Origin of the sequence: Chryseobacterium sp. GP-SGM7 (genome assembly GCF_049166575.1) — a bacterium.
GTDB lineage: Bacteria > Bacteroidota > Bacteroidia > Flavobacteriales > Weeksellaceae > Chryseobacterium.
Map to the genome: position 1 here is coordinate 139,811 of NZ_JBMHFF010000001.1, position 14,164 is coordinate 153,974.

Annotated in this window: 6 protein-coding genes, 2 tRNA genes and 3 rRNA genes; 4 read left to right on the top strand and 7 right to left on the bottom strand. The window is 38.4% G+C overall.

The genetic code is table 11. From position 1 onward, the window contains the following. Positions 1-38 precede the first annotated feature (38 nt). Both nadD and ACOOWA_RS00650 read left to right on the top strand, forming a co-directional pair. The gene (nadD, locus tag ACOOWA_RS00645; RefSeq protein WP_421372506.1) at positions 39-623 is read left to right on the top strand and encodes a nicotinate (nicotinamide) nucleotide adenylyltransferase; all 585 of its coding nucleotides are present in this window, start codon (positions 39-41) and stop codon (positions 621-623) included. 31 nt (positions 624-654) lie between these two features. Continuing rightward, the gene (locus ACOOWA_RS00650) at positions 655-993 is read left to right on the top strand and encodes a DUF3817 domain-containing protein (RefSeq protein ID WP_421372509.1); all 339 of its coding nucleotides are present in this window, start codon (positions 655-657) and stop codon (positions 991-993) included. A gap of 55 nt (positions 994-1,048) precedes the next feature. Here ACOOWA_RS00650 and ACOOWA_RS00655 read toward each other — a convergent pair whose 3' ends face one another. Continuing rightward, positions 1,049-2,809, bottom strand: coding sequence for a carboxypeptidase-like regulatory domain-containing protein (locus ACOOWA_RS00655; RefSeq protein WP_421372512.1), 1,761 nt, complete (start codon positions 2,807-2,809; stop codon positions 1,049-1,051). Positions 2,810-3,088: 279 nt separating this feature from the next. Between ACOOWA_RS00655 and ACOOWA_RS00660 the strand changes: the two genes are divergently transcribed. Both ACOOWA_RS00660 and ACOOWA_RS00665 read left to right on the top strand, forming a co-directional pair. Continuing rightward, positions 3,089-5,374, top strand: a complete 2,286-nt coding sequence (locus ACOOWA_RS00660; RefSeq protein WP_421372515.1) for a TonB-dependent receptor domain-containing protein — start codon at positions 3,089-3,091, stop codon at positions 5,372-5,374. A gap of 75 nt (positions 5,375-5,449) precedes the next feature. Next, entirely contained in the window at positions 5,450-6,313 is an 864-nt protein-coding gene (locus tag ACOOWA_RS00665) for an alpha/beta hydrolase fold domain-containing protein (protein ID WP_421372518.1), read from the top strand. A gap of 185 nt (positions 6,314-6,498) precedes the next feature. On the opposite strand, the gene ACOOWA_RS00670 is transcribed toward ACOOWA_RS00665, so the two are convergent. The 6 genes from ACOOWA_RS00670 to ACOOWA_RS00695 all read right to left on the bottom strand — a co-directional run bounded on the left by ACOOWA_RS00670 (position 6,499) and on the right by ACOOWA_RS00695 (position 14,156). Further along, positions 6,499-8,256 carry a discoidin domain-containing protein gene (locus ACOOWA_RS00670; RefSeq protein WP_421372520.1) on the bottom strand — a complete coding sequence of 586 codons (1,758 nt, stop codon included), beginning with the start codon at positions 8,254-8,256 and terminating at the stop codon, positions 6,499-6,501. 716 nt (positions 8,257-8,972) lie between these two features. After that, positions 8,973-9,080, bottom strand: a 5S ribosomal RNA gene (gene rrf / locus ACOOWA_RS00675). A gap of 149 nt (positions 9,081-9,229) precedes the next feature. Then, a 23S ribosomal RNA gene (locus tag ACOOWA_RS00680) occupies positions 9,230-11,996 on the bottom strand. Positions 11,997-12,198: 202 nt separating this feature from the next. Beyond that, a tRNA-Ala gene (locus tag ACOOWA_RS00685) sits at positions 12,199-12,275 on the bottom strand. Positions 12,276-12,357: 82 nt separating this feature from the next. Next, positions 12,358-12,431, bottom strand: a tRNA-Ile gene (locus ACOOWA_RS00690). Positions 12,432-12,639: 208 nt separating this feature from the next. Further along, a 16S ribosomal RNA gene (locus ACOOWA_RS00695) occupies positions 12,640-14,156 on the bottom strand. The 16S, 23S and 5S rRNA genes sit together here with 2 tRNA genes alongside, the layout of an rRNA operon. Between the last annotated feature and the right edge of the window lie 8 nt (positions 14,157-14,164).

Consider the following 14,164-nt stretch of genomic DNA (forward strand, 5'->3'; position numbering starts at 1 on the left):
TTAATTTAAGCATAAAATTTCATAACATCTCATTAACATTGAAAAAAATCGGTTTATTTTTCGGTTCGTTTAATCCCATTCATATTGGGCATTTAATTTTGGCGAATTATATTCTAGAAAATTCGGATATGAATGAATTATGGTTTGTGGTAAGTCCGCAAAATCCATTCAAAGAAAAAAAATCTTTGCTGAACGATCACAATCGATTAGAAATGGTGGAACTGGCGATAAAAAATTATCCCGAAATGCGAGCCTCTAATATAGAATTTTCACTTCCAACACCGAGTTATACTATTGATACTTTAACTTATCTTAAAGAAAAACATCCGGATTATTCTTTCAGTTTAATCATGGGTGAAGATAATCTGGAAAGCTTGCCTAAATGGAAAAACTCTGATCTATTGGTAAAAAATCATCATATTATTGTGTATCCTAGAGTTTTTAATGAGGATAAAAAAGATTCAGAATATTTAAAGCATGAAAATATTTCTTTGATAAAAGCTCCCGTAATCGAATTGTCTGCAACAGAAATTCGCAACATGATTAAAGAAGGTAAAAACGTACGACCAATGCTTCCGCCGGAAGTTTTTGAGTATTTGGATGGAAGTAATTTTTATAAATAGAAATTAGTTGTTAGTCAAAATTAAATAAGAAATGGAATTCATCGAAAATTTTTTCGCAAAATACGGTCAGGAAAAAGTGATCAGATGGTTTAAGCAGATTTGTTTAGCAGAAGCGATTTCGTGGTTTTTTCTATTCACTGCGATGATTTGGATTCGTGTAGATCCGGAAGGTATTTTACCTATTGTCTACATCAGTACAATTGGAAGCATCCACGGATTATTTTTTACGCTTTATCTTTTATTTTTACCTTCTGTAAGAAAAATTTATAACTGGGATGATGAAGACACCGTTTTTTCACTAATTTCTGCATTTTTTCCTTTTGCCACCGTTTGGATTGATAAGAAACTGGCTCGTTTCGACAGAGAATAAAATAAAAAAGGACTTTTTCAAGTCCTTTTTTATTTTATCATTTTTTTCAATTATTTTAAAAATCTCTTTTCACATGTCCTGTTACGGATAATGTTCTCGTTACCGGAACACCATTAACCGATTCTGAATAAGTCCCATTTATGGTAAAATCTACATAATTATTTACCGTTCCGAATTGGCTTATTTGTAAAGTTAAGTTATTTCCTGCTGCAGGAATTGGAATATTTGGTGATAAGAAAACAGTAAAATTAGTTGTATATGTTCCGGCAGAAGTTATTCCGTTAGATTGGAATTGGAAAAACGGATTTCCAGCAACAGGAGACATAATATGAGTAATACCGAAGTATGCAGCATCTAAATTGGCCTGAAATCCATTTATACATTGCTGTACAGCCTGATTATCAACTTGATAATTAACGAATTCCGATATACTGCCACAAGCAGTAATATTGCCAAGATTAGTTATTGGACTTACTCCAGTAAATGCAATGTTTCCACTTCCCTGAGTATTTGTTAAATCTATTCCTTCTAAATTAAATTGCTGATTATTATTACATCCCACGACATTGAAGGAAAAATTTCCATTATTTGTAACTGATGTTAAAGTCTGAAAAAAGTTAGTCGTGTTAGCAAATTTAAGATTCACTAATCCGTCTGTTACATTTGCACCGGAACATGTTTTTAAAGTTCCCTGAATTGCAAATGATATAGCGGACTGTAAAGTAACATCCGGAATTGTATTGACCGAGCCTGCAGTGAAAGGTCCAACATTCGTATTATAAACAAGTGTTCCGCAATTGTTATAAATTCTTACCTCAAGTATTTCATTTGCGGGAACTAATCCGGAAGCCAAACCTTGAGCATTAGTAAAACCATGAACGTCATAAGTCTGTCCCACTCTTCTAATATTCACCATTACATTACTTAATGGCTGACCTGTTGAATTTTTAACATTTACATTTAAAGTAGATACCGGAAATTGTGCATCACAATTCCACCAGGAAAAATGACTTACATTTCCCACATACGCATTTCCTACTTTTGTTGCAACACCTTCTTCCTGCCAAATTCCTGTTGTTTCATTGAATGCCCACAACGGAATTGTTGCCGGAGCGGAAGACATTTGTGTAGCATCGATTGCCACAGTCATTTCTGCAGTATGTCCGTTTCCAATCTGAAGTTTCTGTCCTGAAGTTCCCGTTAATTGTACATGAAGCATCCCAAAAGTTTCCATAATTCTGGAATTACCCGTAGAATTGGTTGCCAGGAAAGAACCGGGAATCAATTCGTTGAGATACTGATTGGATGGAGCTAAATGAAACATAGCGACATTTACATTTCCTGTGTAGTTTGCACCACTTTCGTCTTTGAAACTTCCGTCGAATTTCACTTTAGTTCCGTTCGGAAGAGCAACTGTAGAAGTTGTTCCTGAAGCAATCATTAAAGTAGTCGTCGCAGGAATCATCATCACATTGATTCTGTTGTTTCCTGTAGTGGGAACTATTGTTCTCGCACCATTCACATATCCCGCTTTGGTAACTTTTACATACGCAAAATTTTCTTTTACATCTGCATTGTTAATCGCAAAAATACCTTTGTTATTGGTTTGCGCAGTTTTTGTTCCGATCGTAACTGTAGCGCCAGAAACAGGACTTCCGTCTGTTGCCAAGACAAGACCGTGAAAATTTCTTTGAGCAGTGCTTCCAAAATTGAAATCTATAGCCATATTTGGCTGCTCTTCGTTTTCTATGTTAATATCACTTTTGCAAGAAACAAGCATTAACATTAAAAATAATAAAGGATAAAGTTTACTCATATATTAATAATTAAAAGTTCAGGCTAATTTAATCAAAAAACTGTGATGTAAATTATTTTTAAAAATAATTGTAACAAAATTGTTATTTCAGTTGTCTTATTCTATGTAAAGATAAAGTGATGAAATTTATAAAGATATTTTATTGACTAATAATCAATGAGTTATATTTAAAATTAAAACATTTTTACTACTTTGTATTGCATGATACTATTTTTATTATATATCTTTGCAATGTAAATTAATAACAGATACAAGCATCTAAACTAAAAATATAATATTATGAAAACTCAAATATTCATTGCGGCACTTTTCTTCAGCGGATTTGCATTTGCACAACAGAAAAAAAATGATTCAGTAAAAACACAGAAAATCGAAGAAGTTGTTTTGAAAAAGCAAGTTTTCAAAAAGCAGAGTGACCGTTTTGTATATGATGTTGCAGCCTCTCCTGTTGCAAAAGGAAATACCACATTTGATCTTTTGAAACAAACACCTCTGCTTTCTACCACAGACGATAAAACTTTAAAAATTGCAGGTAAAAACAATGCACTGATCTACATCAACGGCAGAAAGTCTAATATGGATGCCGAATCTTTGGCTCAGTTTCTAAAAAATACTCCTGCTGAAAATATTCAGAAAATTGAGGTCATTACGGTTCCGGGAAGTGAATTCCAGGTGGAATCTTCAGACGGAATCATCAATATCTTTTTGAAAAAGAAAATGAGCGACGGTCTGAATGGTAATATGAGAATGTCGAATTCCCAGAATAAATTCAACGGAAGCTCTGCAAGTTTCTCTGCAAATTACAGAAAAGACAAACTGGGAATCAGTGCCAATCTTTACGGAGGAGATAATATTCAGGCACAGCATTATGTTTTACGAAACGGAAACAATTCTTCATCAAATGAATCTACGGGAAGTATCGACGATCCGAATCAATATATCGGAGGTTATCTGAATTTTGATTATCAATTAACAGAAAAGAGTAACTTAGGCTTATCCTGGAATACAAATGCTAATAAAAGCTACAATTCTACGGTAAATTTATTCAATACCATCCGTTCTTTAGATCCAAAAACGAATGAATATAATATCAATTACACCAATTCAAGAAATGTAGAAGATGCACGTTCTTACAATAATTCTTTAAACCTGAATTATGAATTAAAAACCGATTCTTTAGGAAGTAAACTGAATGTAAATGCGGCTTACCTTAACTATAAAAGATTTCAGTTTACAGACAATAAAACTTTTTTTGCAGATGTCTTGGGAAATGATGTAAGCTTAGGACAGACTATATTCCAAAGCCTGCCTCAAAAAATCAATAATTTTTCGGGAACGGTAGATTACATTCAAAAATTTAAAAACGACTTTACCTTATCAATCGGCGGAAACTACAACAAAACCAAAACCGACAACGATACTAAAAGTGATACTTATAAAACTGGTGAAACTCCCGTATTTGCCCCGAATCATTTTATTTATGATGAAAATATCTACGGATTTTATGTCACTGCGGAAAAGAAGTTTTCAGATAAACTTTCAGGGAAAATAGGAACAAGATATGAGATCACCAACAGTTTGGGAACTTCAGACAACGCCGCTTCTGAATATAGAAATATTGAAAGAAATTACAACAATGTACTTCCTTATTTAAGCTTCAATTATGCGATTAATGATAAAAATAATATTTCATACGCATTTTCGAGCAGGATGAGAAGACCAAGTTTCTGGGAGCTGAATCCTGTAAGAAATATTCTTACAGAAGACAATTATACTCAAAACAATCCTTTTGTAAAAGCATCTTCAACCTACAACCAGGAATTGACATATATGTTTAAAAACTCATATTTCTTGATTCTAAACCATTCTTATTTTAAAGACCAGATTACCCAGGTGCCTTTGCAAAGAGACATTTTGAAAGTAAGAAGAGACCAGAACGGAGAAGTTGTAAATGATCCTGTTACAGGTCAGCCAATAATGGATTCTCATAAGCAATTAAGATACATCCGAACCAATTTTGGCGATAAACAGGAGATGTCTGCAATGCTGGGCGTTCAAAGAACATTTTTTAATCAATATTTAACGACAAATTTCAATATTGGAGTTCAAAGAAATGTCAACGACGGAAGTTTAAGTATAGATCCTACTTCGGGAGATGTTTTCCCTACTTACGAAAACAAAATAAGCTCTACAAGCATTTTAATTCAGACCAACAATACCATTAGACTAGATAAAAAGAAGACCTGGTTTTTAGGTGTAAATTATTTCTTTGTAGACAAACAGCAAATTGAGCTTGGAATGTTGAAAAATCTAATGAGTCTTGATGTAAGCTTAAAGAAAAACTGGAATGACTGGACTTTTGCCTTAAATGTAAATGATATTTTAAGAACCAATATTGTAGAAATAGAAGATTATCAGGCAAACGGAAATTACAATTATGTAAAAAATGACCAGTTCAGAAGAGGCGGAACTTTCAGTATTACATATAATTTCGGAAACCAAAAAGTAAAAAAAATAAGAAACATCGAAGGCGCTTCAGATGACATTAAAAGCAGAACACGTTAACATTCAATCTTCATATATATTTATTTTGTACAGAAACCCGCCGAGAAATTGGCGGGTTTCGATTATATTTATGGTATGAAAAAGTTTGCATTCTTTTCTTTTTTAGTTCTATTCTTTTTCAGTTGTAAAGAAAAAACTATCAATCTCGGTGAAAAAGTTTCTTTTAGTATCGAAAAAGATATTTCTTACGGCGAAAGTTCTGAGCAAAAAATGGACTTATATATTCCTCAAAACAAAGATTCGATAAGAGGTATTTTTGTGATGATTCATGGAGGCGGTTGGAAAGGCGGAGATAAATCAAACCTTACTTTGTTTACTCTCTCGATGATGGAAAGATTTCCGGATTATGCTTTTGCGAATATTAATTATAGATTGGCGAGTAATAATTCTTTTATTCTTCCTTCTCAAACTGATGATCTTGACAGCGCATTAGATTTATTGGTTATAAAGTCAGTAGAAATAAAATCTAAACCTCAGTTTATTTTGCTGGGAAACAGTGCCGGTGGTCATTTATCTATGTTATACGGTTACAATAGAATGTTTGATTCTAAACATAGAAAAAATGTAAAAGCTATAGTAAATATTGCAGGACCTGCAGATTTATCTGATCCGGATTTTAAAAATTATTCAGATTATGATTTTGTTGAAAAACATATGATTGATTTGTCAAAACCAACTCCAATAGATATTACAAATCAAGATATACCAAATCCTATCTTTTGGATTAACGAAACTTCTCCTCCAACCATTTCTTTTTTCGGAAATAATGATCAGATAATTCCTATTTCGCAGAAGACGATTTTAGATTCAGTTTTATATAAAAATAAAGTTTACAATCAATCTTTTGAATTTTCGGGTGGACATTTAGATTGGAATAATGAAAAAAATTCACCTATTATAATTAAAAGAATCAATGAATTTCTAAAAGATATAAAATAATACAACGCATTGAATATTTCCAAAGCGCTGTATTATTAACCATTAAGTTTTTTATTAAGGAGTTTAGATAATTTAAGAATTTGCAAGCAAATGTAAGCAGACTATTTTTTCTTTTACTTTTAAAAAAATTATATTTCATCTTAAGCAAACTTAACCGCTTAATAAATCTTAATGGCTCAAATTAATCATTCAGATTTCATAACTTCCGTTCTCTCAGACATTCCATTGGCATTAAATGCTTCAATCTGGAAATAATAAGAGTCTACTCTGTCTGCTCCAGTGAAAAAATATTCGTTTTTACCGTAAACCATAATGCTTCCGTATAATTTATCGGGTGATTTACCCCAATAGATAACGTATCCGTCGGCATCAGAATTCTGTTGCCATTTCATCCAGATGCTTCTTCTTTCACCGTATTTTTTAGGGTCCGCTCTCAGCGGAACAAAATTCTGAACTTTCGCAGGTTTTGCTCCTGCACCTTTTCCGAATACCCTGAAACCGCTCAATGCAAACTTTCCGGTAGGCATTTTCAGGTTTTCCATTTTTAAATATCTTGCTTCAGCAGGCTTAACCATTTCGACATAATCGTGGGGAACGTCTTTGGTATTCTTGCTTTTATCAACTATGATTTTCCATTTCTTACCGTCATTAGAACCAAGAATTTTATACTGGTGCATTTTGCCTTCTGTTTTCCCCATAAACTCAACATCCTGATCAGCATAATTAATCTGAATTGCATTTATGGTTGAAATTTCTCCCAAATCGGTCTGAAACCATTCACCTGAATTTCCGGTCTTTGCACTCCAATAGGTTTTGATATCTTCATCTACAGCATTATTAGAATGATAGCCTCCCAAAGTTGAAGATACTTGTACAGGTTTGTTATAATTCAGCAACATCCAACCCGTAAAAAGTCCTTTTGAAAAATCTTTACCTTGTGCAAACTGAGGAAGTAATGTTGGATAATCTCCGTAAGCCGTGTTGGTAAACATTACATCATCTTTATCAAAACCTGCAGGCCAAATCCCTAAACGTCTCTCAAAATTATTTTTAGTGGAAATAAAAATCGTTGAAACGTGCCACCAGTTTTTAAAATTATCCTCAAAAGTTGCCCCATGCCCCGCTCCTCTTGCAAAACCTACCGGCTTATAAGAAAACGGATTATGCTGTTGGTATTCGTAGCCTTCGAGAGGATTTTTAGAAACATACACTCCATCAGAATATCCGCTGAATTCTGTAGCAGGAGCTCCATATTGCATATAATATTTGTCTTTATACTTCGTTACCCAAGCTCCCTCTACAAAAGGTTGCAAGAAAACATTATCATTGTATTCTCCAAATCTTTCCCAGCCGTGATCTTCGGGTTTTAATCTTAAAATAGGCTTTACAAAACCTTCTGACTGTAAGTTTTTCACTTTCACTTCAGTTCCCAAAAGTGGCCATTCATTGCTGGATCCCCAATATAAATAGAGTTTATTTTTATCTTCATCATAATGAAAAGCAGGATCCCAAGCTCCTACCTTTAGGGTATCAACTGCTATTTTCCAGTCATCTACAGTAGGATTCGTACTTTTCCAAATCGGGAAATCAGATTCCCATGTTGAGCCATAAACGTACAAAGTATCTTTCATTGCCCAAACTGCGGGAGCGTTGAGATCATGGGTATATTTATTGTCTCTGAGGAATTTTCTCTTCACAAATTTCCAATCGAGCATGTTGTCACTGTACCAGTATCCTTCCTGATTGGTTGAAAAAAGAAACAGCTTTTTCTGAAAATTAACAATCACCGGATCAGCTGTAGCACGGTGTTTTCCCTGCTTTGAAAATACCTCAAAAGGCGTGTAACCGTAATCTATATTAATAGGATTGCAATATGTTTTTTGCTGAGAAAAAGAGAATATTGAAATCAAAATTCCCAAACTTAAAGATAACTTTTTAATCATAACAACATTTTTCACTTTCGCAAAGTTAATAGAATTTTTGAAAGCAATTTTTTAGTATTGAATATAAACCTGAAATTTGTTGCTTTACATTTTCAAATTAAAAAAGAAAATTATCCGAGATTGACAGGCAAATTTTTTGAAAATCAGCAACTAAAAGATTTTTACTGTTTAAACCGAATAAGGATAAGAGAAGCTGAAGTGTAAATAGAAATAGGTTTCAGCTTAATTTATATAGAAGGGATATGTCGGGTTTATATAAAAACCTAGTTTGAATTTTGAGTAGTACTTTTTTAACGACAATTTTGTAAAGTGTAAAGTTCTGGATTTAAGTACAGATTAAAACATTGAGATCAATCTTAAATTTGCAGCCGAAAATTTAGAATTTTCACTTTGAGCTCTGAAGTTTTAATTTTGATATTGGTGTTTCAGTTTTGAACTATAAATATTGAACTAAGAATATTAAAACTTGCATTATGCTTTTTGCTTTCTTTTTGAATTTGCTTTTTGTTTTTTGTTTTTTGTACTTTGCCTTTTGCACTTTGCATTTTGAATTTTGGCTTTTTAACTTGTTAATTTGAATTCTTTTTGCATATCCTTTAGTTTATATCCAAAAAAGTCTGATACAAAGATGTATAAGACTGTATGAAACTTTATGAGACTGTATGAGACTTAAAACAAAAAACTCCTCTAATCTTTCGATTGAGGAGTTGAATAAAAACTGGCGGCGACCTACTCTCCCGCTTTCGCAGTACCATCGGCGCTGGTGGGCTTAACTTCTGTGTTCGGAATGGGAACAGGTGAGCCCCACCGCTAAAACCACCCTAAAGGCTGTATATTAAGAGGTTAGATTTTAGTCGTCAGAGGTTAGTGAATGACTAACTTCTAATCTCTAGTTTCTAACTTCTGATTTTAATCGATAAAAACATTCACAAAGAGAGAACCTTTAATTGCGCAATAAAGCATCAGCCAATCAGGCTATAAATCTACGGGTAATTAGTACTACTCGGCTATGCTGTTACCAACTTTACACCTGTAGCCTATCAACGTCGTCATCTCCAACGACCCTTAAAAGATGTCTCATCTTGAGGCGAGTTTCGCACTTATATGCTTTCAGTGCTTATCTCTTCCAAACGTAGCTACTCAGCGGTGCTCCTGGCGGAACAACTGATACACCAGAGGTTTGTTCAAATCGGTCCTCTCGTACTAGATTCAAGCCCTCTCAAACATCTAACGCCCGCAATAGATAGAGACCGAACTGTCTCACGACGTTCTGAACCCAGCTCGCGTGCCACTTTAATGGGCGAACAGCCCAACCCTTGGGACCTTCTCCAGCCCCAGGATGTGACGAGCCGACATCGAGGTGCCGAACCTCCCCGTCGATGTGAGCTCTTGGGGGAGACTAGCCTGTTATCCCCGGAGTACCTTTTATCCTATGAGCGATGGCCCTTCCATACGGAACCACCGGATCACTATGTCCTGCTTTCGCACCTGATCGACTTGTAGGTCTCACAGTCAAGCACCCTTATGCCATTACACTCTACGCACGGTTACCAAGCGTGCTGAGGGTACCTTTGAAAGCCTCCGTTACTCTTTTGGAGGCGACCACCCCAGTCAAACTACCCACCACGCAGTGTCCTTCCTTTCAGAAGTTAGGCTCCAAGTAAGTAAAGGGTGGTATTTCAACGTTGACTCCACAAACACTAGCGTGCCTGCTTCATAGTCTCCCACCTATCCTACACATTACTTACTCAAAGTCAATACGAAGTTATAGTAAAGGTTCACAGGGTCTTTTCGTCCCATTGCGGGTACTCGGCATCTTCACCGAGACTACAATTTCACAGAGCTCATGGTTGAGACAGTGCCCAGATCGTTACACCATTCGTGCAGGTCGGAACTTACCCGACAAGGAATTTCGCTACCTTAGGACCGTTATAGTTACGGCCGCCGTTTACTGGGGCTTCAGTCAAACGCTTCGCATTGCTGCTAACGCCCTTCCTTAACCTTCCAGCACCGGGCAGGTGTCAGACCCTATACAGCATCTTTCGATTTAGCAGAGTCCTGTGTTTTTGATAAACAGTCGCCTGGGCCTCTTTACTGCGGCCACCATTGCTGATGGCGTCTCTTCTTCCGAAGTTACGAGACTATTTTGCCTAGTTCCTTAACCATGATTCACTCTAGCACCTTAGGATTCTCTCCTCGACTACCTGTGTCGGTTTTGGTACGGGTTGCTTCACTTCGGCTTTTCTTGGAAGCACTTTCCTTACAGCAACTTCGCCCGAAGGCTAGGTCTTGACTATTCCGTCAGTCTCCAGTAAGTACGGCACTCCGTCCCCTTTTTAGTGTGAGCAAGTATGGGAATATTAACCCATTGTCCATCCACTACCCCTTTCGGGTTCGCGTTAGGTCCCGACTAACCCTCAGCTGATTAGCATGGCTGAGGAAACCTTAGTCTTTCGGTGAGCGGGTTTCTCGCCCGCTTTATCGTTACTTATGCCTACATTTTCTTTTCTATACGCTCCACCAAGACTCACGACTCAGCTTCTGTGCCTATAGAATGCTCCCCTACCAGATACAGTCCTATGACTGTAAATCCATAGCTTCGGTAATATGTTTATGCCCGATTATTATCCATGCCGGACCGCTCGACTAGTGAGCTGTTACGCACTCTTTAAATGAATGGCTGCTTCCAAGCCAACATCCTAGCTGTCAATGCAGTCCAACCGCGTTGCTTCAACTTAACATATATTTGGGGACCTTAGCTGTTGGTCTGGGTTCTTTCCCTCTCGGACACGGACCTTAGCACCCGCGCCCTCACTGCCGTGGAACATTTATTAGCATTCGGAGTTTGTCAGGAATTGGTAGGATTTGACTCCCCCGCATCCAATCAGTAGCTCTACCTCTAATAAACTTATACACGACGCTGCACCTAAATGCATTTCGGGGAGTACGAGCTATCTCCCAGTTTGATTGGCCTTTCACCCCTACCCACAGGTCATCCGAAGACTTTTCAACGTCAACCGGTTCGGTCCTCCACTTTGTGTTACCAAAGCTTCAACCTGCCCATGGGTAGATCACAAGGTTTCGCGTCTAATACTACTAACTAAGCGCCCTATTCAGACTCGCTTTCGCTCCGGCTCCGTACCTGAAGTACTTAACCTCGCTAGTAACATTAACTCGTAGGCTCATTATGCAAAAGGCACGCCGTCACCCAACTTGTGGGCTTCGACCGCTTGTAGGCGTACGGTTTCAGGTTCTATTTCACCCTTCTATTCGAAGTGCTTTTCACCTTTCCTTCACAGTACTTGTTCACTATCGGTCTTTCAGGAGTATTTAGCCTTGGAGGATGGTCCCCCCATATTCAAACAGGATTTCACGTGTCCCGCCCTACTCATTTATCACTCTAATATGCCTTTCATATACGGGGCTATCACCCTCTACGGCTGTTCTTTCCAGAACATTCTATTAAACATATAAAAGCTTTTGGGCTAATCCGCGTTCGCTCGCCACTACTTACGGAATCTCTTCGATTTCTTTTCCTCAGGGTACTTAGATGTTTCAGTTCTCCTGGTTTGCTTCCCGCATTAAGCGGGATGACTGGTCTTCAACCAGACGGGTTGCCCCATTCGGACATCTCGGGATCAATTCGTGTGTGCCAATCCCCCGAGCTTTTCGCAGCTTACCACGTCCTTCGTCGCCTCTGAAAGCCTAGGCATCCGCCATACGCCCTTAACGATTTCTTTCCTAATTGTTACATTAGTTCAGTATTTTTTTCCTAGCATTGCTGCTAAAATATTTTTGTAAACTCAAACGCTTTATTGCGCTCGGTTTTCTCTTTGTGATATCTTTACCGTTAATGTCAATGATCTTTTTGCTACTTCTGATCTATTCCGCAAAATATTGTTTTTGGCTCTATCTGCTTTTTTAAGAATAAACCATCGGTGATGGTGGAGAATAAGGGAGTCGAACCCTTGACCTCCTGCGTGCAAGGCAGGCGCTCTAGCCAGCTGAGCTAATTCCCCCTCTAGGTGCTTCCAGCTTATCGCTTCTTGCTATTGACTAATTGCCAGCAGCTAAAAGCTATTCGCCATCCGCTTCAATTAGTAGTCTCGGGCAGGCTCGAACTGCCGACCTCTACATTATCAGTGTAGCGCTCTAACCAGCTGAGCTACGAGACTCTTTGTTGTTTCGAGTTTCGAGTTTTGTGTTTCGAGTTTTAACGATTCACAAAATCTTCTCCCGTCTCTTCTGTTCCCTGATACTAATTTCTAGTGGGTTTGTATTTTATTATATATGACAACCAAATAAAAAACTAAAGCTAAAAAACTTTAAATAAGTACTTTTTGTACTTGCGTACTGTTTTGTTTAACGTCTTTAGACGCTCTAAAATGAGATGTTCCAGCCGCACCTTCCGGTACGGCTACCTTGTTACGACTTAGCCCTAGTTACTTGTTTTACCCTAGGCAGCTCCTGTTACGGTCACCGACTTCAGGTACCCCAAACTTCCATGGCTTGACGGGCGGTGTGTACAAGGCCCGGGAACGTATTCACCGCGCCATGGCTGATGCGCGATTACTAGCGATTCCAGCTTCATAGAGTCGAGTTGCAGACTCCAATCCGAACTGAGACCGGCTTTCGAGATTCGCATCTTATCACTAAGTAGCTGCCCTCTGTACCGGCCATTGTATTACGTGTGTGGCCCAAGGCGTAAGGGCCGTGATGATTTGACGTCATCCCCACCTTCCTCTCTACTTGCGTAGGCAGTCTCACTAGAGTCCCCAACTGAATGATGGCAACTAGTGACAGGGGTTGCGCTCGTTGCAGGACTTAACCTAACACCTCACGGCACGAGCTGACGACAACCATGCAGCACCTTGAAAATTGTCCGAAGAAAAGTCTATTTCTAAACCTGTCAATTCCCATTTAAGCCTTGGTAAGGTTCCTCGCGTATCATCGAATTAAACCACATAATCCACCGCTTGTGCGGGCCCCCGTCAATTCCTTTGAGTTTCATTCTTGCGAACGTACTCCCCAGGTGGCTAACTTATCACTTTCGCTTAGTCTCTGAACCCGAAAGCCCAAAAACGAGTTAGCATCGTTTACGGCGTGGACTACCAGGGTATCTAATCCTGTTCGCTCCCCACGCTTTCGTCCATCAGCGTCAGTTAAAACATAGTGACCTGCCTTCGCAATTGGTGTTCTAAGTAATATCTATGCATTTCACCGCTACACTACTTATTCCAGCCACTTCTACTTTACTCAAGACCTGCAGTATCAATGGCAGTTTCATAGTTAAGCTATGAGATTTCACCACTGACTTACAGATCCGCCTACGGACCCTTTAAACCCAATAAATCCGGATAACGCTTGCACCCTCCGTATTACCGCGGCTGCTGGCACGGAGTTAGCCGGTGCTTATTCATACTGTACCTTCAGCTACTCTCACGAAAGTAGGTTTATCCCAGTATAAAAGAAGTTTACAATCCATAGAACCGTCGTCCTTCACGCGGGATGGCTGGATCAGGCTCTCACCCATTGTCCAATATTCCTCACTGCTGCCTCCCGTAGGAGTCTGGTCCGTGTCTCAGTACCAGTGTGGGGGATCACCCTCTCAGGCCCCCTAAAGATCACTGACTTGGTAGGCCGTTACCCTACCAACTATCTAATCTTGCGCGTGCCCATCTCTATCCACCGGAGTTTTCAATACCAACTGATGCCAGTCAATATATTATGGGGTATTAATCTTCCTTTCGAAAGGCTATCCCCCTGATAAAGGCAGGTTGCACACGTGTTCCGCACCCGTACGCCGCTCTCTCTCTCCCGAAGAAGAAATACCGCTCGGCTTGCATGTGTTAGGCCTCCCGCTAGCGTTCATCCTGAGCCAGGATCAAACTCTCCATTGTATGTTTGT